Annotated in this window: 27 protein-coding genes; 8 read left to right on the top strand and 19 right to left on the bottom strand. The window is 43.2% G+C overall.

Annotation, left to right across the window (positions count from 1 at the left end; all coding sequences use genetic code 11):
- Positions 1-16 precede the first annotated feature (16 nt).
- The 3 genes from kimA to groES form a co-directional block, all read right to left on the bottom strand.
- Positions 17-1,852 carry a potassium transporter KimA gene (kimA, locus tag FFM84_RS08680; RefSeq protein WP_130844876.1) on the bottom strand — a complete coding sequence of 612 codons (1,836 nt, stop codon included), beginning with the start codon at positions 1,850-1,852 and terminating at the stop codon, positions 17-19.
- A gap of 233 nt (positions 1,853-2,085) precedes the next feature.
- A complete protein-coding gene (gene groL / locus FFM84_RS08675; protein WP_130844875.1) occupies positions 2,086-3,711 on the bottom strand; it encodes a chaperonin GroEL in 1,626 nt (541 codons plus the stop codon).
- Positions 3,712-3,766: 55 nt separating this feature from the next.
- A complete protein-coding gene (groES, locus tag FFM84_RS08670) occupies positions 3,767-4,051 on the bottom strand; it encodes a co-chaperone GroES (protein WP_130844874.1) in 285 nt (94 codons plus the stop codon).
- A gap of 170 nt (positions 4,052-4,221) precedes the next feature.
- Between groES and FFM84_RS08665 the strand changes: the two genes are divergently transcribed.
- A complete protein-coding gene (locus tag FFM84_RS08665; RefSeq protein WP_130844873.1) occupies positions 4,222-4,857 on the top strand; it encodes a CPBP family intramembrane glutamic endopeptidase in 636 nt (211 codons plus the stop codon).
- A 47-nt stretch (positions 4,858-4,904) separates the two neighbouring features.
- Here FFM84_RS08665 and FFM84_RS08660 read toward each other — a convergent pair whose 3' ends face one another.
- Entirely contained in the window at positions 4,905-5,579 is a 675-nt protein-coding gene (locus tag FFM84_RS08660) for a redox-sensing transcriptional repressor Rex (RefSeq protein WP_130844872.1), read from the bottom strand.
- Positions 5,580-5,746: 167 nt separating this feature from the next.
- On the opposite strand from FFM84_RS08660, the gene FFM84_RS08655 reads away from it, so the two are divergent.
- On the top strand, positions 5,747-7,726 hold the full coding sequence (locus tag FFM84_RS08655; protein ID WP_130844871.1) for an ABC-F family ATP-binding cassette domain-containing protein: 1,980 nt from the start codon (positions 5,747-5,749) through the stop codon (positions 7,724-7,726).
- A gap of 41 nt (positions 7,727-7,767) precedes the next feature.
- On the opposite strand, the gene tsaD is transcribed toward FFM84_RS08655, so the two are convergent.
- Genes tsaD through tsaB form a run of 4 tightly spaced genes read right to left on the bottom strand, consistent with a single transcriptional unit; the run spans position 7,768 to position 10,560 of the window.
- Positions 7,768-8,805, bottom strand: a complete 1,038-nt coding sequence (tsaD, locus tag FFM84_RS08650) for a tRNA (adenosine(37)-N6)-threonylcarbamoyltransferase complex transferase subunit TsaD (RefSeq protein WP_130844870.1) — start codon at positions 8,803-8,805, stop codon at positions 7,768-7,770.
- Positions 8,806-8,818: 13 nt separating this feature from the next.
- Positions 8,819-9,277, bottom strand: a complete 459-nt coding sequence (gene rimI / locus FFM84_RS08645) for a ribosomal protein S18-alanine N-acetyltransferase (protein ID WP_130844869.1) — start codon at positions 9,275-9,277, stop codon at positions 8,819-8,821.
- Positions 9,270-9,851 carry a ribosomal protein S18-alanine N-acetyltransferase gene (rimI, locus tag FFM84_RS08640; protein ID WP_130844868.1) on the bottom strand — a complete coding sequence of 194 codons (582 nt, stop codon included), beginning with the start codon at positions 9,849-9,851 and terminating at the stop codon, positions 9,270-9,272. Before rimI (FFM84_RS08640) ends, rimI (FFM84_RS08645) begins: the two co-directional genes overlap by 8 nt.
- On the bottom strand, positions 9,835-10,560 hold the full coding sequence (tsaB, locus tag FFM84_RS08635) for a tRNA (adenosine(37)-N6)-threonylcarbamoyltransferase complex dimerization subunit type 1 TsaB (RefSeq protein WP_130844867.1): 726 nt from the start codon (positions 10,558-10,560) through the stop codon (positions 9,835-9,837). Before tsaB ends, rimI (FFM84_RS08640) begins: the two co-directional genes overlap by 17 nt.
- A 290-nt stretch (positions 10,561-10,850) precedes the next feature.
- On the opposite strand from tsaB, the gene FFM84_RS08630 reads away from it, so the two are divergent.
- The 6 genes from FFM84_RS08630 to phnW are packed head-to-tail and all read left to right on the top strand — an operon-like array spanning position 10,851 to position 16,293.
- Positions 10,851-11,891 (top strand): phosphate/phosphite/phosphonate ABC transporter substrate-binding protein, encoded by a 1,041-nt coding sequence (locus FFM84_RS08630; RefSeq protein ID WP_130844866.1) that lies wholly within the window; start codon positions 10,851-10,853, stop codon positions 11,889-11,891.
- A 36-nt stretch (positions 11,892-11,927) separates the two neighbouring features.
- Positions 11,928-12,701, top strand: coding sequence for a phosphonate ABC transporter ATP-binding protein (phnC, locus tag FFM84_RS08625; RefSeq protein WP_130845313.1), 774 nt, complete (start codon positions 11,928-11,930; stop codon positions 12,699-12,701).
- Positions 12,691-13,494 carry a phosphonate ABC transporter, permease protein PhnE gene (gene phnE, locus FFM84_RS08620; RefSeq protein ID WP_130844865.1) on the top strand — a complete coding sequence of 268 codons (804 nt, stop codon included), beginning with the start codon at positions 12,691-12,693 and terminating at the stop codon, positions 13,492-13,494. The genes phnC and phnE overlap by 11 nt, the downstream gene beginning before the upstream one ends.
- Entirely contained in the window at positions 13,491-14,342 is an 852-nt protein-coding gene (locus FFM84_RS08615) for a PhnE/PtxC family ABC transporter permease (protein WP_130844864.1), read from the top strand. Before phnE ends, FFM84_RS08615 begins: the two co-directional genes overlap by 4 nt.
- 25 nt (positions 14,343-14,367) lie before the next feature.
- Positions 14,368-15,162 carry a phosphonoacetaldehyde hydrolase gene (phnX, locus tag FFM84_RS16310; RefSeq protein WP_225425285.1) on the top strand — a complete coding sequence of 265 codons (795 nt, stop codon included), beginning with the start codon at positions 14,368-14,370 and terminating at the stop codon, positions 15,160-15,162.
- A 30-nt stretch (positions 15,163-15,192) separates the two neighbouring features.
- A complete protein-coding gene (gene phnW, locus FFM84_RS16305; protein WP_130846594.1) occupies positions 15,193-16,293 on the top strand; it encodes a 2-aminoethylphosphonate--pyruvate transaminase in 1,101 nt (366 codons plus the stop codon).
- 70 nt (positions 16,294-16,363) lie between these two features.
- On the opposite strand, the gene galE is transcribed toward phnW, so the two are convergent.
- From galE to dnaX, 11 genes are all read right to left on the bottom strand, one after another.
- Positions 16,364-17,359 carry a UDP-glucose 4-epimerase GalE gene (gene galE, locus FFM84_RS08605; protein WP_130844863.1) on the bottom strand — a complete coding sequence of 332 codons (996 nt, stop codon included), beginning with the start codon at positions 17,357-17,359 and terminating at the stop codon, positions 16,364-16,366.
- 100 nt (positions 17,360-17,459) lie between these two features.
- On the bottom strand, positions 17,460-18,239 hold the full coding sequence (locus FFM84_RS08600) for an acyl-[acyl-carrier-protein] thioesterase (RefSeq protein ID WP_130844862.1): 780 nt from the start codon (positions 18,237-18,239) through the stop codon (positions 17,460-17,462).
- Between the two features lie 4 nt (positions 18,240-18,243).
- Positions 18,244-19,131, bottom strand: a complete 888-nt coding sequence (rsmI, locus tag FFM84_RS08595; RefSeq protein ID WP_130844861.1) for a 16S rRNA (cytidine(1402)-2'-O)-methyltransferase — start codon at positions 19,129-19,131, stop codon at positions 18,244-18,246.
- Between the two features lie 15 nt (positions 19,132-19,146).
- Entirely contained in the window at positions 19,147-19,488 is a 342-nt protein-coding gene (locus FFM84_RS08590; protein ID WP_130844860.1) for a DNA replication initiation control protein YabA, read from the bottom strand.
- Positions 19,489-19,513: 25 nt separating this feature from the next.
- Complete coding sequence (holB, locus tag FFM84_RS08585) at positions 19,514-20,527, bottom strand: DNA polymerase III subunit delta' (RefSeq protein ID WP_130844859.1); 1,014 nt, start codon at positions 20,525-20,527, stop codon at positions 19,514-19,516.
- Between the two features lie 16 nt (positions 20,528-20,543).
- Positions 20,544-20,873 carry a cyclic di-AMP receptor DarA gene (gene darA / locus FFM84_RS08580; protein WP_130844858.1) on the bottom strand — a complete coding sequence of 110 codons (330 nt, stop codon included), beginning with the start codon at positions 20,871-20,873 and terminating at the stop codon, positions 20,544-20,546.
- Positions 20,870-21,535: a dTMP kinase gene (gene tmk / locus FFM84_RS08575; protein ID WP_130845312.1), complete on the bottom strand. Its 666-nt coding sequence runs from the start codon at positions 21,533-21,535 to the stop codon at positions 20,870-20,872. Before tmk ends, darA begins: the two co-directional genes overlap by 4 nt.
- Positions 21,536-21,713: 178 nt before the next feature.
- Entirely contained in the window at positions 21,714-21,965 is a 252-nt protein-coding gene (locus tag FFM84_RS08570) for a YaaL family protein (RefSeq protein WP_130844857.1), read from the bottom strand.
- Positions 21,966-21,981: 16 nt separating this feature from the next.
- Positions 21,982-22,581 carry a recombination mediator RecR gene (recR, locus tag FFM84_RS08565; protein WP_130844856.1) on the bottom strand — a complete coding sequence of 200 codons (600 nt, stop codon included), beginning with the start codon at positions 22,579-22,581 and terminating at the stop codon, positions 21,982-21,984.
- A gap of 29 nt (positions 22,582-22,610) precedes the next feature.
- Positions 22,611-22,919: a YbaB/EbfC family nucleoid-associated protein gene (locus tag FFM84_RS08560; RefSeq protein WP_130844855.1), complete on the bottom strand. Its 309-nt coding sequence runs from the start codon at positions 22,917-22,919 to the stop codon at positions 22,611-22,613.
- A gap of 24 nt (positions 22,920-22,943) precedes the next feature.
- A complete protein-coding gene (gene dnaX, locus FFM84_RS08555; protein ID WP_130844854.1) occupies positions 22,944-24,644 on the bottom strand; it encodes a DNA polymerase III subunit gamma/tau in 1,701 nt (566 codons plus the stop codon).
- Between the last annotated feature and the right edge of the window lie 34 nt (positions 24,645-24,678).

Below are 24,678 nucleotides of genomic sequence, written 5' to 3'. Positions count from 1 at the left end.
AACCACGTCTGGATAACTATTCTTTTAAATGATAATTGTAAGTCGAGACAATAATATTTTCACGTGAATTTAACACCGCTCGTAGCCGTAAACTCGTTTGGTTATGCAAAATATTTTGCCAAGGTTTCTTAGGTACGAATTGTGGCACTAAGACCGTGGTCGAGAAGTTACGCTCAGCAGCTCGCTTAGCAATCACATCACAGAAACGCAGGGTTGGTGTTGCAATTGACCGATAAGATGAATGAATATCCACGAACCGAACATCCGGGAAGGTTGATTTAAATTCAGCCGCCGTTTTATGTTCCTTTTCAGGATTTTCATCAAACGACACATGCATCGCAATCACATAATCCCCAATCGATCGCGCATAGTTGACGGCCGCTGCCGTTACCCGCGTCACATTAGAAACTAAAACAATGACCGTCGCACCATCGTAATCGTGCAACTCGGCCTTTTCTTTCGCCACCACACGTAATTGCGCAGCCACTCGTTTGTAATGCATGTGAATCCGATAAAACATATAGAGCAAGGCTGGCATCACAATCAAGTAAGGCCAAACATTGCCGAAATGTAAAGCAAACAAGAAAACCACTAGTCCCAATGAAATTAAGGCACCAAGCAAGTTAACTGATGCTTTTAACCACCACCATTGCCCACGTTCACGCAACCAATGGATAATCATCCCTGATTGAGACAATACAAATGGCACGAAAACACCGACCGCATACAATGGAATTAACAATGCCGTTTGACCATGGAAAATAAAGATCAACACAATAGCACCGACTGCTAATGAAATAATCCCATTGGAATAACCTAAACGATCACCACGATCCATGTAAGCATGTGGTAAAAATTTATCTTTTGCTAAGTTGTAAGCCAAAATTGGAAAGGCTGAGAACCCAGTATTGGCAGCAACGGCTAAAATTAACGCGGTTGCTAATTGTAACAAGTAATAGAACAAACCGTGACCAAAAACAGCGGTCGCAATTTGTGACAAGACAGTATTACCAGATTCTGGTCTGATTCCTAAATAATAGCTTAAATACGTGATTCCACCAAAGAAAGCTGCCAAAACTAACGACATGATCGCTAAAGTATTGGCCGCATTCTTGCGTTTGGGCCGTTTAAAGTTCGGTACCGCATTACTAATCGCTTCAACCCCAGTTAATGAAGAAGAACCCGATGAGAACGCCCGTAAAAACAGCACCAACGTCATTCCTTTGACAGCCCCACCAACCGGTGCAGCCGCATGGTAAGTTAAGTTACCACTCGCAATATTCACAACGCCCCACAGAATCATCCCGACAATCATGATGATAAAGAAATAAACTGGGAACGTTAAAAAGGATGCCGATTCGCGCATTCCTCGTAAATTCAGTGCCATAATCGCAAGTACGATTAACACCGCAATTAGCACCTGATAAGACCCTAACGCCGGTATGGCCGATGTAATGGCTTCAGTCCCTGAAGTTACCGAAACTGCCACCGTTAGCATATAATCAACTAACAAGGACCCCCCAGCAACTAATCCGGCTGGTCGTCCCCAGTTGGTACTAGCCACCACATAGGCGCCCCCACCAGAGGGATAAGCCCGAATGATTTGACGATAAGACATCGTAATTGCAAACAATAGTACTAAAACTAACGCGGCAGCATATAGCTGATACATTAACGCGGCAGCTGATAGTGTAATTAACACCGTTGTAATTTGCTCAGTCCCATAAGCTACTGAAGACAGTGCGTCTGAAGAGAGCAGCGCCAACGCCTTGAACTTAGTGAGGGATTGCCCACCTTCGTCCATGGTCTTTAACGGTTTCCCGATAATCAACCGTTTTAAATAACGCCACATGTTAATAACTCCTTTATTCTCAAAATAATTATTCCCAAGTAAGTGCTAAGTCAAAGATGATTTTACTACTTTAAATTCGTAAATACTACACGTTTAATCGGAAGTTCTGATTTTTTTGTTGACCGTACCTGCTTAAGCCTAACAATTCAGGACTTTCCCCCCGCAAACATTCTTTTCAAATCCTCACAAAAAAACACCTACTCAAGTGAGTAGGTGTTTTTTCCAGTTAAAGCTTACATCATGCCGCCCATACCTGGTGCTGGTGCAGCAGGTGCTGCAGGTGCATCTGGTGCTGGTTGTTCAGCAACAACCGCTTCAGTCGTTAATAATAACGCTGATACAGAAGCTGCATTTTGTAAAGCAGAACGAGTAACCTTAGTTGGGTCAACAATCCCAGCTTCAATCATATCAACCCATTCATCAGTCGCCGCATTGAAACCGACACCTGGTTTTTGTTCTTTCATCTTTTCGACGATCACAGAACCTTCTAACCCAGCGTTTTCAGCGATTTGACGAACTGGTTCTTCTAAGGCGCGCTTAACAATGTTAATCCCAGTTTGCACGTCACCAGTTTCTTTCAAAGCCGCAACGTCTTTGATCACGTTGATTAAGGCCGTCCCACCACCGGCAACGAAGCCTTCTTCAACGGCTGCACGAGTCGCATTCAAAGCATCTTCAATCCGGTATTTACGTTCTTTAAGTTCAGTTTCAGTTGCCGCACCGACTCGCACAACAGCGACCCCGCCAGCTAACTTAGCTAAACGTTCTTGTAATTTTTCTTTATCGAAATCAGAAGTGGTTTCGTTAATTTGGTTACGGATAAATTCAACCCGTTCATTGATGGCATCTTTAGCGCCAGCACCTTCAACGATTGTGGTGTTATCCTTAGTAACTGTAACCTTGTTAGCTTGACCTAATTGATCAATCGTTGCATCTTTCAATTCAAGACCTAAGTCATCAGTAATGACCGTCCCACCAGTTAAGATGGCAATATCTTGTAATTGTTCTTTACGCCGATCACCAAAACCGGGTGCTTTAACGGCAACAACGTTGAATGTCCCACGCATCTTGTTCAAAACTAAGGTTGGTAAAGCTTCACCAGAAATATCATCAGCGATGATCAACAATGGTTTGCCTTGTTCAACGATTGATTGTAATAATGGTAAGATATCTTGGATGTTTGAAATCTTCTTATCCGTAATTAAGATATAAGGATTGTCGAGATCAGCTTCCATCTTATCGTTATCCGTGACCATGTATTGTGATAAGTAGCCACGGTCGAATTGCATCCCTTCGACAACGTCCAAGCTAGTATCAACCCCACGAGATTCTTCGATCGTGATGACACCATCATGACCAACCTTTTCCATGGCTTCGGCAATCAACTTACCAGTTTCTTGGCTGGCTGATGAAACTGAAGCGATTTGGGCAATGTCATCTTGAGTTTTAACTTCATGAGCCATCGCGTGCAATGAATCAACCGCGGTCTTAGTGGCTTCTTCAATCCCACGACGAATCCCAACTGGGTTAGCGCCAGCAGTAACGTTCTTCATCCCTTCGTTAACGATTGATTGCGTTAATACGGTGGCAGTGGTTGTCCCATCACCAGCGATATCATTCGTTTTTGAAGCAACTTCGGAAACTAACTTAGCACCCATGTTTTCAAAATGATCTTCTAATTCGATCGCTTTGGCAATCGTCACCCCATCATTAGTGATGGTTGGTGAACCATATGATTGTTCCAAAACAACATTGCGGCCCTTAGGACCAAGCGTTGATTTAACTGTGTTGGCCAATTGGTCGACACCTTTAAGCATTGCTGAACGTGCATCTTCAGAGAACTTTAATTCTTTAGCCATAATCTGTGCTCACCTCATAAATTTATTTTTTAAATCGTTCTATCTTTAAATGGAATTAGTCTTCAATCGCAACGATATCTTTTTCGTGTAAGACTAAATAGGTTGACCCTTCGTACTTAACTTCAGTACCGGCGTACTTGTCGAACAATACTTGATCGCCGACTTTCACGCTTGGCGCTACCTTAGTACCGTTGTCTAAAATCCGACCATCGGCTACGGCAACAACTTTACCGCTTTGTGGTTTTTCCTTAGCGTTGTTGGCGATGACAATTCCACCAACCATTTGTTCTTCTTCTGCTTGTTGTTGCAAGATAACACGATCTCCTAATGGTTTTAACACGTGAATCCCTCCATTTATTTCTTTTTTAGCACTCTTAATAGCTAAGTGCTAATCACAAAGTCAACTATATCATTTTCATTGGAGAATGCAAGGATTTTGTCAATAATTAGTCAAAGAATGTCAAATCGACTATAATGAGGCTATCAAAACCCTTTTGAGGATGTGAGTTCATGTCAAATCGTCGGCAATCACTGCTGATTTTAATTGTTTACTTTATCATTTATGCACTACCAAGCGTGCTAACCGCAGCTTTCCAAAACCTTGGTAGCCAAGTGTTTTTAATCCAAACATTGGATTATTTAATTGGGGCTGTCGTACTCCTCTGGTTGGCGACACGCTCACCTAAATCCAATCAAATAGAAAGCCAACCTCAGTCTTGGCTCAAAGTGCTATTTTGGAGTATCGCAGGGTTAGTTGTCGCGATTGTTGGTCAATTGGTTATTTTACAAATCACCCAATGGCTCGGCTACTCCACAGCATCAACCAATACGACAACCCTACTAACCGTTGGCCAAAAATATCCGTTTTTCTTTTTGGCGATCTTTGTTGGGGCACCAATCATGGAAGAAATTGTCTTTCGTAAAGTCCTATTTGGCAACTTTACCCCGATGTTGGGGACTGTCGGTGCGGCTTTAATTGCTAGCCTCTTATTTAGTTTCGCCCATGCTGACGGTCATATCGTGCTTTACGCTTGCTTAGGTCTTTGGTTCTGTTGGCTATATCGGCATACCGGTCGCATTCAAACGTCAATGTTCGCCCACATTTTAATGAATGCGCTCATTGTCGTGCAAGTTTTCTTACATTAAAAAAGTAAAAGTCATCTTCAATAAAAATTGAAGATGACTTTTACTTTTTAAGCATGATTATCATTTGAATCGAGCTGATTATCGCCCAATTGTTCACCATAATGTTCGATAAAGTAGATCAACGTTTGTAACTCGTTGGTTAAATCAACGTTTTGAACCCGAATCGTATCTGGGACCGAAATCCGTAATGGGGTAAAGTTCATGATCCCCTTAACATCGGCATCAACAAGTTCATCGGTTACCGATTGAACAACTGATGTTGGCACCGTTAGAATCGCAATCTCGATTTGTTGTTCGATTAATTGCTTCTTCAACTCCGTCATCGGATAAACTGGCACACCACTTTGCACGGTATTCGCAATGGATTCATTGACATCAAATGCTGCTGAAATCCGGACATTGCTGTTCTTATGAAAGTTGAAATTCAACAACGCATGACCTAAGTTCCCAACCCCGATTAACGCCACGTTAGTTAGCGTATCTTGATTTAAGATCTTCTTAAAAAATGCCAATAGCTTTTCAACATCATAACCATAACCACGTTTGCCTAACGCACCAAAATACGAAAAGTCACGTCGAATCGTGGCCGAATCAACTTTAACCGCTTCGGAAAGCTCCGTTGATGACACACGTTTCTTATCAGCATCTAAAAGAATATTTAAATACCGGTAATAGATTGGTAGCCGTTTGGCCGTTGCTCGTGGAATTTTTGTTTCTGCCATTTGACGACCCTCCTTAATAAAAAAGTTTGTGAATTTGCTGTCACTATTCTAGCATAATAGGTGACTTTGTGAAATAATAATTGCTCATTATTCCGTTTCACTAGGGAGAATCGCGACAATATGCTACAATTACTTGACGAATCAAGCGTGAAAGGAGCTTAAAAAACGTGATTTTACTACAAGTACAGCAAGTCATGCGGCGTTTTGGCGCCGATGTCTTGTTCGATAACGTACAAATGGATATTCAGGATCATTCACGGGTCGCCTTAGTTGGCCGTAACGGTGCCGGTAAATCCACCCTGTTAAAAATGATTGCCGGTGAAACGGTTCCTGATGAAGGTCAAATTTCAATGCGTAAAGGACTCACGATTGGCTACTTGGCTCAAGACCAAGGGTTAAACAGTCAAAATACGATTTGGGAAGAAATGAGTAGCGTCTTTGCCGAACTACATACGCTAGAAGCTCAGATGCACCAACTAGAAAACCAGCTCAGTGATCCCGCTGTTATGGCTGATGAAGATACCTATCAACAAACCTTGAAAACTTATGATCAAGTTCAAACCGTTTTCCAACAAAAAAATGGCTATGGTTATCAAGCGGAAATCCGCGGCGTTTTACATGGGTTTCAATTCGAAGCCGATGTCTATGATAAGTCGGTTACTGAACTCTCTGGGGGACAAAAAACACAGCTCGCTTTAGCGAAGTTACTCTTGGAAAAACGCGATCTCTTAATTCTTGATGAACCGACCAACCATTTGGACGTTGAAACCTTAACTTGGTTGGAAGGTTATCTACAATCTTACCGTGGCTCCCTACTGATTGTCAGCCATGACCGGTATTTCTTAGATCGGGTGGTTAACGAGGTCTATGATCTTTCGCATCACGAGATGATTCATTACAATGGGAACTATGATCAATACGTTCAACAAAAAGCCGCTCGTATTCAAGCGGAATGGAAACACTACGAAAAACAACAAGCCGAGATTAGTAAATTAGAAGACTTTGTTAATCGAAATATCGTCCGGGCTTCAACGACAAAGCGTGCCCAAGCACGGCGGAAACAACTGACGCGGATGGATCGATTAGAACGACCAGAAGGCGATGAAAAAACCGCTCATTTTGGTTTTCATGCTGCCAAACAAAGTGGCAATATTGTGTTAACCGTCAAGGATGCCGCCGTTGGTTATGATGATCAAATCTTATCAACACCGGATAACCTTAATATCAAAAAGCATGAGGCTATCGCCATTGTCGGTCCCAATGGGATTGGTAAATCAACCCTACTTAAAAGTATTCTCGGTCAGATTCCATTTATCAAAGGTCAAGCAACGTTTGGAACCAATGTCGTTACGGGATACTATGATCAGGAACAAAAGAATTTACATGATAAGAAGACCGTTTTAAGTGAATTGTGGGATGAACATCCAACTACTCCTGAAAAAGATATTCGGACGATTTTGGGCAGTTTCCTATTTACCGGTGCCGATGTCGATAAACCGATCAATGCTTTATCTGGTGGCGAACGTGCTCGACTACTTTTAACCAAGTTAGCGATGCAAAACGATAACTTCTTAATTTTGGATGAACCGACTAACCATTTAGACATTGATAGTCGCGAAGTACTTGAAGTCGCGTTAAATGACTTCGACGGCACACTACTCTTTGTTTCCCATGACCGGTATTTCATTAACCAAGTTGCCACTAGCGTCGTTGAGGTTTCACCCAGCGGGACTGAACTGTTTCTTGGCGACTATGACTACTACTTGGAAAAGAAACAAGAACAAGCCGATATTGCGGCTGCTAGTGAAGCCGCTGAAAGTGCGGCCATGGCAAGTGCTAACCCAGCGGTATCAGCGGCGGCACCAGTTGATACCCGTTCCAAAGGACAACAGGACTATCAAGCTAGCAAACAACAGCAACGTGACAAGCGTAAGCTCGAACGTTCAGTAGCTGCGCTTGAAGAAAAAATGAGTCAACTAGAAACGGAAGCCACGACGATTCAAGAACAAATGTCACAACCAGATGTCTTTGCGGATTCTGGTAAGTTACAAGACTTCCAAAAACAGTTAGATGCCATTAACGCCGAACATGAACAGGCTGAAAACGATTGGACTGAACAAGCCGAAGCGCTCGAAAGTCTTGATTAACAAAAAGATCCTTACCGTCATTGGCAAGGATCTTTTATTCATTAATGGACCATATTAGGCATCCAATCAAATTCCAAACTAGGTTCAGCGTTTAACGCAGCATCGCCAAATTGTTGATGTTGATATTGAACATAACCGGCAGCGCCGATCATCGCGCCATTATCACCACATAATTTCATCGGTGCCAAGATTAATTCCGTTTGTGGGAATTTCTCAGGCAATTCAGCCGTTAATCGCTCACGTAGTCCTTTGTTAGCGGCCACGCCACCCGCTAAAACTAATTGCTTCACTGGATAGTCAGCCAACACGCGCATCGTTTTACTGACCAGCACATCGACCACACTCGCCTGAAAACTAGCTGCTAAATCATTCTTATCTAAGGTTTCACCAATCTGATCAGCGTGATGAACGGTATTAATGAAAGCACTCTTCAATCCACTAAAACTAAAGTCAAAGTTATCTTCATCAATCATTGCCCGTGGAAAGTTAAATGTATCATGACCAATATGAGCCATTTCATCAATCACTTTTCCAGCCGGATAGGGCACACCTAAAACCCGACCAATCTTATCGTAAGCTTCCCCAGCCGCATCATCGCGTGTTTCACCGATAATCTCAAATTGACCATCTGCTTGCATATAAACCAATTCCGTATGACCACCCGAGACTAGTAATGCCATCAGTGGAAATTCGAAAGGTTTGACAAACCGAGCCGCATAAATATGTCCCGCCATATGATTAACTGGAATCAATGGTAAGTTGTGGGCATAAGCGACTGTCTTGGCCGCGCTAACTCCAACCAACAGCGCGCCAACTAGTCCAGGACCATAAGTCACAGCTACGGCATCCAAATCATCATAATTGACTTGGGCTTCTTGTAACGCTTCTTCGATACAAATGGTAATCTGTTCAATATGATGACGACTGGCCACTTCTGGCACGACACCACCAAATCGTTTATGGCTGTTAATTTGGGTTGCCACGACATTTGACAAGATTTCATGGCCATCAGCCACAACTGCCACACTAGTTTCATCACAACTAGATTCAAAAGCTAAAATTAAAGTTTGTTTCTCCACGAGTTACCATCCTTCACTCTATCATCTTCCGCATAATTAAGGCATCTTCACCCGTTGCCTGATAATACCCCTTACGCACCGTCATTGTCGTAAACCCACAACGCTGATACAACTGTTGAGCCGCCAGATTACTTTGTCGGACTTCTAAAAAAACCTTAGCCGGTACCGTTAGCGTTTGAAAAACATGTTGTAACAACTGCGTTGCAATGCCACGACGTTGAAAATCTGGATGCACGGCTACATTCGTCACCTCGGCCTCATCGAATAACGTCGTATAACTCACAAATCCCACGACGTTATCCGCAATCACTGCAAAAACATAGTTAGTATGCGCTGAAGCTAAATCCGTTTGAAAAGTCGCTAATTGCCACGGCGCCCCCGTTGGATAAGCCAACGTCGTCAGATCATAACACACTTGTGCCGCTTCACCAATCGACCAATGATCTGCCGCAACTAAGTTTACCTCAGACATCTGGTGTCGCTTCTGGCAAACGATACGTCATATCAATCGCATCTTCATGATCACCAAAATAATAACGCTTTTTAATGCCCGTCTTTTCAAAACCTAGCGCTAAATATAATCGCTGAGCCGCCACATTACTGTAACGAACTTCTAACGTTACAGTCCGATACTTCAAATAAGTCGCCCGTTCAATCATCGTTTTCATCAAGAAATGGCCTAAGCCTTGTTTTTGAAAATCTGGATGCACGGCGATATTCGTAATATGCGCATCTTGCCGGCGATCATCAAACGCACACCCACAAAAGGCACACAACCGATCTTCATGACGCATCACAATATAAAAGCGACCACTTTGACGCCGCAATTCGGTCTTAAAGGCATTTTCGTCCCATGGCGTTTTACCAGCATAAACGGCCCGTTCGATGGCTAACATTTCGGGCACATCAGTAATCAAAGCCCGTGACACGTAGTAGCTTTGTTGCCCAATTGGCACGATGTGATTTTCAATCGTCATCACTTTTTGGCGCCGATGTTTATGGGTTTTATTTAATTTATGAAAGTATTGCTTAAATCTTCTCAACATATGGCGCGTGGTCCTCTTTCGGGTGCTTGGCTAGCCATTCACTTTCAGCTTGCGTAAGCCGTAAGTAATTTGGCACAAAGGCGTGCAACTGTTCAACCGGCGCAGCTGTCCGGCCCATTAATCCTAAAACCGCTGCTTGGGGCAAATCAAATTGGGGCAACCCGCGAACAAAATTGGTTTTTAAGACTGCTGATAATGGCGCTGCATATTGATCAACCGCTTGACCGACAAACGTAATGGGTTCTTGATAAGCCACCAATTGTTGTGCCCAATCCGTCACGCTGACATGCTGATCAGGTAGAACACTAACGGGTTGATGATTCTCAATCCGGTACAATCCGGCAAACAAGTTATCCCGGCGTGCATCAAACAATGGTGCCACTAATTGACCTTCCGCAACAATATTACCTGCTAAAGCCGCTAGACTAGAAATACCAACTAATGTTTTATCCAAAGTAAAAGCCAAAGTTTTAGCCGTTGTCACCCCAATACGCAATCCCGTATACGATCCTGGTCCTGCCGCCACAACGATCCGATCCAAATCGTTTGGTGCAATCCCAGCTTGCTTTAAGGACTGTTCAATCAAAGGTAACAAGGTCACACTTGAATTGCGACCAACCGTTGTGGTGGTCGTGGCGAGAATATTTGTGTCATCTAATACCGCCACACTTAACGGTCGATTAGACGTATCAATTGCCAACAACTTCATAATTATATAAAAACTCCTCATTTTGAATTACTTCACATATCTTATCATAATTTGCCCGCTTTGAAAGCACTCAGACCGTTTACAATCGCTTAACCAAAGAATTTGGGCCCCTTTTATAACCAGATCAGTCTTTTGATCCTAAATCCATTTGATAAATCGTTACATTTTAACTCGTACGTAAATTTCCTTTACAAAATTTATACTCATTATTCACGCATAATTGTAAGCACATTTACATTCACTTGATATGCTACGCTAGTAAATAAATTACTTGGAGGTAATGGAAAATTATGTCAAAGCTCAGCAAATCACTCTTAGGGGTCTCACTCATTTCGGTCTTAGGTTTAGCAGGTTGTACAAGCCTGGGAACTAGCAACAAGTCTACAGCAAGCACGGATAAAAGCAAACCGATTACGGTGGTCTTTTATCCAAACGAATCCGCTAAAAGCTTCGATGGTTCACGAACGGCTTTAAAGAAATCCATTGAGAAAGTTACCGGTAAGACGGTCAAGCTACAAACGACTACCGATTATAATGTCGCAATTCAAGCAATTGCTTCAGGAAAAGCCCAGATTGCTTACATGGGTGCCAACGGTTATATCCAGGCCAACCATATTAGCAAAGACGTTCAACCATTCGCAGCCCAATCAGATGCTGATGGCGGCTTAAAGAATGCCTCTTACAACTCTTACCTCATGGTACAACAAAAAGATGCTAACAAGTACCAATCCAATGGTAAATATGGCATTAAGAATATCAAAGGCAAGAAGATATCCTACGTTTCTAACAGCTCAACTTCTGGTTTCTTAGTTCCTACCGCTGAAATAACACGTGAATTCAAGGTTAAAGATACTGATACGTTAACTCAAAATGGTAAATTTTTTAGCAAAGTGCTCTATGGTGGGTCACATCAAGGCTCAGCCGTTAACTTATTAAAGGGTGATGTCGATGTTGCTGCCTTTGATGACACCGACTTAATGCCTTACTTGAAAGTTAGCAAAGGTTCTTGGACTAAGCTTGGTTCAACCTTTGAAGTTAAATCAAACGCCGAAGCACCTTTTGGTAATTTAAAAGGTAAAAAAGTAGTTAATATCGCCATGATGCCAGTTCAACAAGGCCCATGGGTTTACAACACGAAAGCTTTAAGCAAGGACGATCAAGCTAAAATCACCAAAGAATTCACCTCAAAATCATTTGCAGATAACAAAGAAATCTTCTCGGCACCAAATGCTAAAACACCTAAGCTCTTCCCTAAGACTTCTGCTAAGAGTCAGTTAGTTAAAGTCAACGATAAATGGTATGCCCCAACCCACAAGTTGGTCGGTTACTAAACCGCTGTTAACCCTAGCTTCATGAAAGGAACTGCTATGCTCAAGGTCATTCATCTTAACAAAACTTATGGTCAAACTAAACGTTCATTAAAAGACGTTAACTTTACGGCTCAACCTGGCGAAGTTACCGCCATCATTGGCCCATCAGGCGCTGGTAAAACGACAATTCTACGGAGTATTAACCAATTAATCCGCGATGATAGTGGTCAAATTCTTCTCGACGATCAAGATATCCGTCAATCTAATAAAGCTGGTTTACGCAAAATTCGGCACCATATTGGCATGATTTTCCAAAATTATAATTTAATCAGTCCGCTAACTGCTCTGGAAAATGTGTTACATGGCCGCTTAGGCGCTAAATCAACGTTAGCCGGTGTCTTTGGTATGTATAGCGCTGCCGAAAAATCGGAAGCTTTACGTTTGCTGCAAGAGGTCGGATTAGGTGACTATGCTTACCAACGCTGTGATCAACTCAGTGGTGGACAACAACAACGGGTCGGTATTGCCCGGGCATTGATGCAACACCCTAAAATGATTTTGTGTGATGAACCGATTGCCTCACTAGATCCTAAATCAACAAAAATTGTGATGGATATTTTGCGTCAATTGGCACAAGAAAAGCAACTCATCATCTTGATTAATCTCCATCAAATCGATATCGCACTTGATTACGCTGACCATATTGTCGGTATCAATAGCGGTGAAATTGTCTTTGAAGGCCCAAGTACAGACGTTAATGATCAAGTTTTGCAACAGATTTATCGGCAAGCTGAACAACCAGAACAGGCGGTTACGGCCAATGAACACTAAATTTAAGTCGCCACAACAATTCTTTCGTCAACGTCGACTCCGTTTAGGACTAGTCTTCGCCGCCCTGCTGATTATTTATTTAGTCTCAGTGATCGTCGTTAATTTTCAAACATTAACGTCACTCGCACAAGTTCCAGCTGGATTAGTTTGGTTGTTCAAAAACTTTGTGCCCACACAACAATCAATCTCTTATTTGGGACCAATCTTGTATCAGCTCTGGCGAACCTTGATTGTGGCAGTTTCTTCAACAATTTGTGCCAGTTTAATTGGGTTAATCCTGGCAATTTTAGGTGCTAAAACCACCAGCCCTACGCCAGCATTACGTTGGATCATTCGTTTTAGTGCCTCTTTATTACGAAATATTCCAGTGGTTGCCTGGGCGATGATCTTACTATTTTCTTTTAAGCAAAGTGATTTTACTGGCTTCTTAGCCTTATTCTTCATGACTTTAGGTTATCTCACCCGAGCCTTCACTGAGACCATTGAAGACTTAGACCGTGAGAAACTCCAAGCGCTACAAGCTGTTGGTGCCAATTATTTCCAATGTGTTTTTTGTGGCGTCTTACCCGAGGTTGCCAGCACGCTAACCAGCTGGGTACTCTATATGATTGAAAATAACTTACGTGATGCGACTTTGGTCGGGATCTTAACTGGGACTGGGGTTGGATTCTTATTCAACCACTACTTTAAACAATTTCGTTATGATGCAGCCGGTTTAATTGTGTTATTAATTGCCGTTTTAGTCATTCTATTGGAACTCACCTCAACTCAGATTCGGAGGGCCATCGCATGATTGAAAATTCTTCATCTAACACCAAATCACTACCAACTTTACCCGCAACCAAACGAGTGACCTTACTGACCAAACCAAGATTGATTTTACGCGGTGTCTTGCTGGCCTTAGCATTGATTACGATCTACTCACTCATTACCCTTGATCGAGCCGGCCTAAAGTTTGGTGAAGCCTTTCAAAGCTTAGGCGTCAACTTAAAAGCCATGTTTTTGCAACCAACCGTTGGTCAAGACACTTGGGCCTTATTACTACGTGCCCTGGCCACCAGTGTCGGACTTGCCATGTTAACCACTTTACTAGGCGCACTCTTTGCCTTCTTCATTGCGGTTTTCTCAGCACGTAATTTGGTTCCTGGGTGGTTAGCCACCAGTATTAAAGCGGTCATGGCGTTCATTCGATCAATCCCAACAATTCTATGGGTACTCATTTACTCGGTAGTCATGGGCTTAGGCGCCAATGCTGCCGTTGTTGGGTTAACGTTCCACAGTATCGCCTACTTGGTTAAAGCTTATTCTGAAAGTATTGAAGAAACGTCAACTGATACGATCGAAGCTTTAAAGGCTAGTGGCGTGGGCTTTTGGCCTATTATTTTCCAGGCCATCTTACCATCAATTATCCCAGCACTGCTTAGTTGGACATTCATTCGTTTTGAAATCAACTTTGCCAATGCGATTGCCGTTGGAGCCGCAGCTGGGGCTGATGATATTGGTTATTACTTGTTTATGGCCAGTGGCTTCTACTTTAATTTCCACGAAGTTGGCCTAATTGTGTATCTCCTGCTCGGAGTCGCAATTGTTTTAGAAATCGTTTCAATGAAATTACGGGGACACTATTTGCAAAAGAACTAATCGCAAGATTTAAAGGAGTTTACACATGACGATTCAAGCAGTTATTTTTGATTGGGCCGGAACAACCGTAGATTACGGTAGTCGCGCACCAATCGTAGCTTTTCAACAAGCCTTTGCCAACGTTGGTATTGAGATTACTGAAGCCGAAATTCGTAAGGACATGGGCTTAGATAAATACACACATATTCACAAAATCATTAACTTGCCTGCCGTTCAAAATGATTGGCAAGCCCGTTTTCAGGTCTTACCAACGAGTGACGATTGTGATCGCATTTATGTCGATTTTAAGGCAATCTTATTGGCTTCACTGACAAACTTTGCTCAATTAAAGCCTGGCATGCCAGCCGTGATCGACTACCTAAATAGCCAACAAATTCCTTACGGGACAACAACTGGTTACGACGAAGAAATGCTGTCAATCGTGGCACCAATTGCCGCTAACCAAGGTTATCAACCTGTGGTAAACATCACTTCTGCTCAAACTAACGGGATCGGACGACCAGCCCCTGCTATGTTGGAACTAGCCTGTGATCAATTGGAAGTCACTGATTTGACGCAAGTCCTAAAAGTCGGCGATTCAATCAATGACATTTTAGAAGGTCAAAATGCAGACACTATTACAGTCGGTATCGTTGAAGGTAGCAATCTAATGGGCTTATCAGAAGATGACTTTGCAGCCCTGTCAATTCCACAACAGGCCTTGTTGCGAGCTAAGGTCGCCTCGCAATATGAAGCTGCCGGTGCTGATCACATCTTGTTATCAATGTCTGAATTACCAGCTTTAATTGATGCCATCAATGCCCCAGTAGCTGATCTGTAAGTTTCGTCATAAAGGAGACTTTGTTAACTCATGAAACAACCTTATTTACTCTTAACTCCGGGGCCGCTTAGTACCACGGCCACGGTTAAAGATGCCATGCAAATTGATTATTGTACTTGGGACAATGATTACCGCCAAGTAACGGAAACCATTCGTCAAGAAATTCTAAACTTGGCCCATGCTGATGCCAACACCTATACAACTGTATTACTTCAAGGTAGCGGGAGTTACGGCGTCGAGGCCACAATCGGTTCAGCAATTCCTCGAACAGATGCCGTCTTAATGATTGCCATGAATGGCGCTTACGGTCGCCGTATTGGCGAAATCGCTGACTATTACAACATCACGCATGTAGATGTTGAATTTCCAGAAGACCAGGCGGTTGAGCCACAACGGATCGCACAAGCATTAACTGATCATCCAGAGGTCACTCATTTTGCAACCGTGCACAGTGAAACCACAACTGGTATTCTCAACCCAATCGCTGAATTAATGCCGCTACTCAAAGCCCGTGGCATTATTAGCATTATTGATGCTATGTCTAGCTTAGGTGGCGTTCCAATTAGCGTCGATGATCTCGATTGCGATTATTTGATTAGTAGTGCTAATAAATGCGTTCAAGGTGTCCCCGGTTTTGCCTTTGTGATTGCTAAACAAACTGAATTAGCTAAAACGGCCGGCAACGCCCGTTCATTGAGTTTAGACCTCTTCGCACAATGGCAAACAATGACCCAGCAACCTGGTAAATGGCGCTTTACGTCACCAACTCATGTGGTTCATGCCTTTGCACAAGCGTTAACAGAACTGGCCACTGAAGGTGGTGTTATGCCACGTTACCAACGTTATACTGCGAGCCAACAAGCTTTAAGTGTTGGTATGCAAGCATTAGGTTTCGACTTAGTCATTGATCCTGCCGTTCAGGGCCCCATCATTACTTCTTTCAAATATCCACATACCGACTTTAACTTTGATGATTTCTACCAATTCATCAAAACCCGGGGCTTCGTCATCTACCCTGGTAAAGTCTCTGCCATTCCAAGTTTCCGAATTGGCACAATTGGCGACGTTAATACTACTGATATTAACCGGTTATTAGCCGTTATTAGCGACTATCAACAAATTCATCAATAATCATCAGATTCAAAAAGGCAGCGAGCTCGCAATCATTTGCAAGTTCGCTGCCTTTTGCTATCACTAAATCTTAGTCACGATCATCATAACCATTTGGATGCTTTTGGGTCCAAGTCCAAGCAGTCTTAATAATTTCTTTGACGTCGTCGTACTGTGGATGCCAGCCTAAGATATCACGTGCCTTGTCACTAGCAGCAACTAATGAATCAGGGTCACCTGGTCGACGAGCTGTTAACGTTGCTGGGATTGGTTCTCCAGTCACTTCGCGAGCAGCTGTTAACATTTGCTGGTTAGAGAAACCTGTTGATGAGCCCAAATTAAAGGCATTGCTTTCATGACCAGCTGCAAGATACTTCAAAGCCAAGATATGAGCATCGGCCAAATCAACCACATGCACATAATCACGGACATTGGTCCCATCTGGTGTTTGATAGTCATTCCCAAAAATCTTCAATTCGTCACGCTTACCTTGCGCAACTTGTAAAATAATTGGAACTAAGTGCGTTTCAGGGCCATGATCCTCACCGATACTGCCGTCGGGTTTTGCCCCCGCAACATTAAAATAACGTAAGGCGACAAATTTCACACCATAGGCCACATCAGCCCAATGCATAATTTGTTCCATCATTAACTTGCTAGCCCCATAAGGGTTAATTGGTAATTGTGGATCAGTTTCTTTAATTGGAATTTGTTTAGGAGTGCCATAAGTAGCAGCCGTCGATGAGAAGACAATTTGCTTCACATCATGCGCCTGCATCACTTCGAGCAATGTAATCATGCCACCCGTATTGTTATCAAAATACTTCAACGGTTTGGCCATTGATTCGGGAACAACTGAAAACGCTGCGAAGTGCACGACCGCTTCAATATTTTCTTGATCAAAAACCTGATTCAAGAAAGCTTTGTCCCGTACATCCCCTTGATAAAACTTGGCTTTGGGATTGATTGCTGCGTGATGCCCAGTCACCAGATTATCCACGACGACTGTATTAGTGCCGTTTTCAACCAATCGATCAACCATGTGAGAACCAATATACCCAGCCCCACCTAAAACAAGAATTGACATAGTGTACCTCCTCTAAAGATTAGCCTTATCATAGCATACTTAAGCCTAAAAATTGAGTCAAAAAAAGCTGACAAGTTATCTCATCAGCTTGCATTAATCTTTAGTCAATCGTTGTGGACTGCCACTTAATCGTCACGTCACAACACTTTTCATCACCAACGCGAATCTGATGACTAGTCGTCACACTGCCATCCTCAGCTGTTGGTAAAATATTCGCCGCTGCCGTGACGGTATGACCATATTTAACCTCATTTTCATAACGAACATCGACTTGTTGTAAGTCATGCGCCAATAAAAAATCAGCTGGCAATGTATCCAGCAACCAATCAAAATAGTGGGCATTGTTAACATGCCGATTAGGATCAATATCGAAGAACCGCACTTGATATGGTTTACTCAGCGTCTCATCGGTGGTTTCAAAACTTAACGGTCGTGGCAACCTTGGAATCCGTTTAACCGCTTCAGAGTGATATGGCGTCACTAATGCCGGATCAATCTTCATAATTTTTCGAGTGGTTTGACTCATCGTCACCCAAATACTGGTAATGTAGGCCAACTCTTGTCCTTCTGCATCACGAATCCAGAACTCTCGAAACGCAAAGTATGGATTATAAGCCGACCCGCGGACTGCCAACGTTACCGTTTCATTCAACCGTGGCATGCGCGTAATCGCCATTGAATATTGGGTAACCACCCAACCAACACCATGACTCTGCACAAATTCGGTAGTCAATCCCAATGCATCACTTTGATCTTGAGAGGCCAAAATGGCAATGTTAATTAAGGTCGCCAAGGTCGCTCGACCGGTCCGATCACATTCGTAATACGTCATCCGGTGTTGTTCTGTGTAAATACTGGCTTGTTCACCAATTGTTGCCATCTGATCACTCCTCATTGTTAAGCTCATGAAAGGCATTATAAACCACTTGGCGTTGCAATTGACGCCGTTTAGCAATCGCCTTAATGGCTGCATTCGGTTTATCACCAGCAGTAATCAACGCTTCAACTTGTGCTTTGAGTGGTAATTCAGCCAATTCATCGGTTGTTGCTGCCACTGGCTCATTCGGATTGCCACTTATCAGCAAGACAAATTCTCCTTTTAACTGGTGATTTTGCGACCAGTCAATCATTTCAGCTAAGGTTCCCCGTGCAAATTCTTCGTAACGCTTCGTTAATTCCCGACAAGCTACAATCTGCCGACTAGGTTCACAAACCGTGGCCAAATTAGCCAACGTTTTCGCAACTCGAAAGGGTGATTCATAAATAATCACGGTCTCTTGACGCTGAGTTAAAGCAGTCAATTCAGCTTTTTGTTCCTGCTTTTTACGTGATAAAAAGCCATAGAAATAAAACGGCTGGGGCACTAAACCAGAGGCAATTAAAGCAGTTAAACCAGCATTAGCACCCGGTAATGGGACCACTGTTAAGCCTCGCGCCACACAAGCAGCCACTAACTCGGTTCCGGGATCACTAATCGATGGCATCCCCGCATCACTGACTTGTGCAATATCCAGTCCTTGTTGCAGCTTTTCAATAAATTGTGGTATCCGTTCTTGGGTGTTATGTTCATGAAAACTAATCTGCTTTGTCGTAATTTCAAAATGATTCAATAACTTTTGGGTATTGCGCGTGTCTTCAGCAGCGATCAAATCAACTGCTTTTAGCGTATCAACTGCCCGAAATGTCATATCTTGCAAATTACCGATCGGCGTTGGCACTAAATATAACGTCCCAACGCCCGCATGGTCAGCAAAACTTTGTTGCGTTTGCAAATTTTCTCCTCCTACCTACGCCCGTTCCCCGTAAATCACTTCTAAACAAAAGACGCATGATTCGTCATCATCGCGACGTTTGCCATAAAATTGATTACAAACGTGGAACCCTTCATCATACAGCTTTTCCAAGTTCTGGCGCGATTTGGATAGCGTGGTCGTACTCGAGGCTTTCTTTGGGATTTCGTTTTCAATTTCAACCATACGTTCACGTAAATGTTCGTTTTCGATGACCAACTCGGCATTTTTTTCAAGTACAGTCGTCATATCAGCCCGTAACTGCGCCATTTTGTCGAGCATTTGCTGCATTTGTTGTTCCATGTCGCCAAAACTATCATATAAATCACGCTTATCCACACGCTCACCCTCATCTTCCTATATTTTAAGCGTTCGTTTTAAAAATCGGCCAGAGTTGCAAGGTCAAGCCTTCTAAGACATTCTGTAAACTAATATTGCTAGCTAATTGTCGTTTGGCACTCAGGCCCAGTTCAGTAGCTGCGACCAATTGCGTCGTATTCAGGTTCGTCGTCAGCGTGGTCAGCTCACTTTGATACTGCCCAAAACTTAGCTCACTTTCATCGTCAACGTCAAAATGCAACTGCAATAAATCTTGAAAAAGTGCCGCAATGAGATCTAATAAAACTAATTGTTGTTCTCGTTCCTTGGCTAAGCCAACTAATCGCGTCTGAACAGCGACAAAACTACGTGGTTCACCTTTGACGGTTTGTTGAAACCATTGCCACAATTGATCAACAGCATTCGGTAACCAATCATCGACGAGTAAGGCTTGGGCCTGCGTCAAACTATTGGTCAAATGCCGCAACGTTTGGGCATCCTTGGCAGAAATTCCAGCCGCTTCAAACGTTTGTTGTAATACCGCCGCTGGTAATGGTGGAAACTCAATCACTTGTGTTCGCGAAATAATGGTTGGTAGCATCAGTTGCTTATTCGTCGTCAATAAGAATGCCGTCACATTGCCGCTTGGTTCTTCAATGAACTTCAATAAGCTGTTGGCAGCGCTCGCCGTCATTTTTTCAGCATCGTTAATGATAAATAGCTTACGATTACCTTCCACGGCACTCTTTGAGAATTCCGCCTTTAAATAACGCACTTGCTCAACGTGGATGCTTTGACCAGTCGGTGCCACCATCACAATATCTGGATGCTGACCGCTGGCAATTCGAACACACTCTTCACAAGTCCCATCGGGTTCACCATCAACCACGTTGAGGCAAAACAACCGCTGAGCAATCCAAGTCGCCAAATCAAGTTGACCAGCACCTTCCATCCCAGCAAATAAGTAGGCATGGGCCAGATGTTGCTGCGCAATAATCTGTTTAAAAGCATCAAGCAAACGCGGTTGTTTAGTCGCAATCGACGTAGTGGTTGTTGTCATGTTTGTCACCTAACTTTTAAAATTGATGGAACTGGTCAACCGGTAAGACAAAAACCGTCGCGCCACCGACTTGAACCTCAACGGGGTAGGCCGAGGCCCCATCCATCGTGACATCTAAGTTAACCGGTGGCGTCATAAATTGATCGCGCGCATGACTCGTTTCTTTGATCATCGCTAATAATTCATCGACCCGTTCATCTTCAATTCCAATCATAAAAGTCGTGTTTCCTGATCGTAAAAAGCCGCCAGTCGTTGGTAACTTAGTCGCCCGAATATTGGCTTCAATAAATTGATTGCTTAACCGATTACTATCTTTATCTTGGACAATCGCAATAATTAATTTCATAATTTCGACTTCCCTTCGGTTGTGAAATACTGGGGTAATTTAGTTTGGATGATTGCTAAGCCTTGGGCCACAACTTGATCTAATGATTGACTCGCATCCACCCGTTTGATTCGGTCTGGATTTGCAGCCAACAATCTCAAGTAAGCCGCTTGAACCCGATGATGAAAACTCAAGGCTTCCACATCCAAACGATTAATCTCATCTTGACGATGAGTTTGAATCCGCTTCAAGCCAACTGCCGCATCAACATCAAAATAAAGCGTCAAGTCAGGCGTCAAGCCCTCCGTTGCAAATTCATTCATCGTTGCCACGGCGTCTTCGCCGATCCCGCGACCAGCACCTTGATACGCAATTGAGCTATCAATAAACCGATCACATAACACTAATTGATCTCCCTTTAGTGCCGGTAAAATTTTTTGAACAATATGTTGGCGCCGAGCCGCCGCGTACAACAACGCTTCGGTGCGCTTATCCATCGCCGTATTATGCCGATCTAAAATAATCTGGCGAATTGATTCTGAGATCTGGTTACCACCTGGTTCGCGAGTAACAACTAAACGATCTCCCAATTGTGGTTGAATTTGTGCCACAATTGCATTTAACGCGGATGTCTTCCCCGCGCCATCCGGTCCTTCAAACGTGATTAATTTTCCAGTCAAAATTCCCAATCCAATCTAAAAATTCGTATATGTGACAATTGTACTTGATTAAGCGACCCATGTCTAATGGACGTCCTACTAGGGAAGGTAGTTTTAGTTCATAATTAAGCGATCACCCTACTAGTGGTTGTGTTTTTCGACAAAAAAAGCGATCAACAACGTTAAGTTGCGATCGCTTTGGTTATTTATCAATAACCGATTGTTGAATTTGTTGGCCATGCACTTGCCGACGCCGTGCTTCACGATACAAATATAAGTATTTGGCGCGTGCCAATGCCGTTTGCGTGACCAATTCGTTGGTGTTATTGTCATAGATTGCTTGTTCATTTTGCTTGGCCCGATCCCAATCAATCTTCGCTGCATCGAGCAACGTTAATAATTGTTGATCATAGACAGCCTTAGCTTGCTTGATTTGCTTGCGTCGCTTAAAAATTATCCTTCGCCACCTATTACATTTCCTGACGGCCTTCGACCGCTTTAAATAACGTCATTTCATCAGCATATTGAATATCACTACCAACCGATAACCCGTGCGCCAATCGCGTGACCTTTATCCCAGCTGGTTTCACTAACCGCGAAATATACATCGCCGTGGCTTCCCCTTCTGGTGTCGCATTGGTCGCAATAATCAGTTCATTAATCCCATCATTTTGTTGAAGTCGTTTTAACAAACTTGCAATATTAATGTCTTCTGGTCCTTTGCCATCAACCGGTGACAAGACGCCATGTAGCACATGGTACAATCCTTGATATTCCTTGATTTTTTCCATGGCCATCACATCTTTAGCTTCTTCAACCACTAATACGGTACTTTGATCACGGGACTTATCTTTACAGATCACACACGGATCATCTTCAGTGATATTGCCACAAATGCTACAGAAATGCAGGTCACGTTTGGCAGCGACCAAAGACTTGGCGAACTCGGTCACATCGTCACCATCCATATCAATCGTGTAAAACGCCAAACGGGTCGCCGTTTTGCCACCAATTCCGGGTAACTTCATATAACTATCAATTAATTTGGCAATTGGTTCTGGATACTGCATGCTTTTACCTCACTACTGGTTCTACGGTTTTATTGCAAGCCTTGAGTATATTTACCCATCGTACTTTGCGTTTGATCATCAATTTGCTTGATTGCGTCATTAACTGCAGCAACAATTAAATCTTGTAACATATCCACATCGTCAGGATCAACGGCGGCTGGATTAATGGTGACATCTTGCATCTTTTTGTCACCAGTAAACGTTACGGTAACCATGTCATCTGGGGCCTTACCCGTAAACGTCTTTTCGTTTAAGGCGGCTTGTTCAGTCGTCATTTGTTGTTGCATCTTTTTCATTTGTTTCATCATGTTTTGCATATTTCCCATTCCACGCATCATAAATCAATCAAATCCTTTCAATTGTTAGTCTGATTTTACTTCTACTAAGTCACCAAAGAGTTGTTGCGCTTGATCTACAACAGCCGGTTTTTCCGGTGCCTGACTGGCTGCTTCACTCATTTCAGGTTGATGAGTGGCTAAATAGTCTTTTCGGATCTGTGGCCATTGTTCTTTCGGCACACAAACCAGTTTGGGGCTATGACCCATTAATCGGTCTAAGCCATTACCTAAAGCATCCATTAACGCTTGATCATCAATTGCTTTTTGATACAAGAATGGATAATCAAAGGCGACCACGACGCCTTCATCACTAGCAGCAACCGGTTTAGCCACATGCATGAGTGCCCGTTGCGTAATACTTAAAATGTTCATCAGATCTGACCAAACCTCACGAACTTGCACTAAATCATCCTTAGTTGCTGCCCCCAAAATTGGGTAAACCTGACTCACATTAACTTTTTTCACAACTGGACCATTGTTACTACTCTTAACCCGGGCTGGTTTAGTCGCTGCCGCCTTGACGCCATTAGCTTTCAACGCTTGCAATTCTGACTGTAATTGATCGACTTTACTCGTCAATTGTTGAACGGCCGCCGAATCTGCCGCCACATCAGCTGTACCAGCCTTTTGACCACCAGCCGGCGCTTCTAATTGGGACAACTTGACGGTCAAGACTTCCAAATAAACATCGGGATGCGTGGTAAAACGCATCTGTTGTTGCACGTCATTTAGCGTTTTGATCATCTGATACAACACTTCGGGATCGATGCCTTTGGCAAAATCGGCAAAGCGCTGATCATTTTCTCCCATGGCCACATTATCGACCATTTCTGGGGCCTGTTGATACAATAACACATCGCGGGTATAACTAATCAGATCTTCAATAAAACGGTTCGCATCTTTACCTTCTTGTAAGATTTGGCGCATCGTTTCAAGGGCCGGTTTCGTCACGTGTTGGGTGACTTCTTCTAAGTAATCAGCAAGCAGTTTCTTTGTCACACTGCCCGTCACCATTAGGGCGTCTTCCAACGTCACGGTATTATCACCAAATGAAATCACTTGGTCCAAGATACTTAACGCATCTCGCATCCCACCTTCAGCCGCTTGAGCAATCACCCGTAACGCTTTTTCATCATACGTCACTTTTTTTTGATCTAAAATGTAGACCATTCGCCCATAACTGTCTTTAGCGGTAATCCGGCGAAAATCAAACCGTTGCGTCCGTGAAATAATCGTCAGTGGAATTTTATGTGGCTCCGTTGTTGCTAAAATAAAGATCACGTTAGCTGGCGGTTCTTCCAGAGTTTTCAATAAAGCGTTGAACGCGCCCGTAGATAACATGTGGACTTCATCAATGATATAAATTTTGTAATCCGCTTCGGTTGGCGCATATTTGGCCTTGTCGCGAATATCACGAATTTCTTCGACCCCATTGTTAGACGCCGCATCAATTTCAATTACATCATTGAGTTGACCCGTCGTAATGGCTTTGCACGTTTCGCATTCATTACACGGTTCGCCATCAACCAAATGATGACAGTTAATCGCTTTAGCAAAAATTTTGGCCGCCGACGTTTTCCCCGTTCCCCGCGGACCGGTGAATAAATACGCATGACTCGTCTGATGGGTCATGATCGCATTTTTTAAGGTTTGCGTAATCATTTGTTGGCCAACTAAATCATCAAATCGCTGTGGCCGCCAAACCCGATAAAGTGCCCGGTACACGCGCATCTTCCTTTCTTACTAACATGTTCAATTT

Origin of the sequence: Lactiplantibacillus mudanjiangensis (assembly GCF_005405385.1) — a bacterium.
Taxonomy (GTDB): Bacteria; Bacillota; Bacilli; order Lactobacillales; family Lactobacillaceae; genus Lactiplantibacillus; species Lactiplantibacillus mudanjiangensis.
The sequence above is the reverse complement of the archived record's forward strand: the minus strand, read 5'-3'. Positions and strand labels throughout refer to the sequence as shown.

What these genes read in the sequence shown, in the direction of transcription:
- tsaB (WP_130844867.1), bottom strand. Translation starts at nt 10,560, where the DNA reads ATGAAGTTGTTGGCAATTGATACGTCTAATCGACCGTTAAGTGTGGCG.
- rimI (WP_130844868.1), bottom strand. Translation starts at nt 9,851, where the DNA reads ATGTTGAGAAGATTTAAGCAATACTTTCATAAATTAAATAAAACCCAT.
- kimA (WP_130844876.1), bottom strand. Translation starts at nt 1,852, where the DNA reads ATGTGGCGTTATTTAAAACGGTTGATTATCGGGAAACCGTTAAAGACC.
- phnC (WP_130845313.1), top strand. Translation starts at nt 11,928, where the DNA reads ATGCTCAAGGTCATTCATCTTAACAAAACTTATGGTCAAACTAAACGT.
- groL (WP_130844875.1), bottom strand. Translation starts at nt 3,711, where the DNA reads ATGGCTAAAGAATTAAAGTTCTCTGAAGATGCACGTTCAGCAATGCTT.
- FFM84_RS08615 (WP_130844864.1), top strand. Translation starts at nt 13,491, where the DNA reads ATGATTGAAAATTCTTCATCTAACACCAAATCACTACCAACTTTACCC.
- FFM84_RS08600 (WP_130844862.1), bottom strand. Translation starts at nt 18,239, where the DNA reads ATGGCAACAATTGGTGAACAAGCCAGTATTTACACAGAACAACACCGG.
- FFM84_RS08660 (WP_130844872.1), bottom strand. Translation starts at nt 5,579, where the DNA reads ATGGCAGAAACAAAAATTCCACGAGCAACGGCCAAACGGCTACCAATC.
- darA (WP_130844858.1), bottom strand. Translation starts at nt 20,873, where the DNA reads ATGAAATTAATTATTGCGATTGTCCAAGATAAAGATAGTAATCGGTTA.
- rimI (WP_130844869.1), bottom strand. Translation starts at nt 9,277, where the DNA reads ATGTCTGAGGTAAACTTAGTTGCGGCAGATCATTGGTCGATTGGTGAA.
- phnE (WP_130844865.1), top strand. Translation starts at nt 12,691, where the DNA reads ATGAACACTAAATTTAAGTCGCCACAACAATTCTTTCGTCAACGTCGA.
- FFM84_RS08665 (WP_130844873.1), top strand. Translation starts at nt 4,222, where the DNA reads ATGTCAAATCGTCGGCAATCACTGCTGATTTTAATTGTTTACTTTATC.
- recR (WP_130844856.1), bottom strand. Translation starts at nt 22,581, where the DNA reads ATGCAGTATCCAGAACCAATTGCCAAATTAATTGATAGTTATATGAAG.
- holB (WP_130844859.1), bottom strand. Translation starts at nt 20,527, where the DNA reads ATGACAACAACCACTACGTCGATTGCGACTAAACAACCGCGTTTGCTT.
- FFM84_RS08630 (WP_130844866.1), top strand. Translation starts at nt 10,851, where the DNA reads ATGTCAAAGCTCAGCAAATCACTCTTAGGGGTCTCACTCATTTCGGTC.
- galE (WP_130844863.1), bottom strand. Translation starts at nt 17,359, where the DNA reads ATGTCAATTCTTGTTTTAGGTGGGGCTGGGTATATTGGTTCTCACATG.
- phnX (WP_225425285.1), top strand. Translation starts at nt 14,368, where the DNA reads ATGACGATTCAAGCAGTTATTTTTGATTGGGCCGGAACAACCGTAGAT.
- FFM84_RS08560 (WP_130844855.1), bottom strand. Translation starts at nt 22,919, where the DNA reads ATGATGCGTGGAATGGGAAATATGCAAAACATGATGAAACAAATGAAA.
- phnW (WP_130846594.1), top strand. Translation starts at nt 15,193, where the DNA reads ATGAAACAACCTTATTTACTCTTAACTCCGGGGCCGCTTAGTACCACG.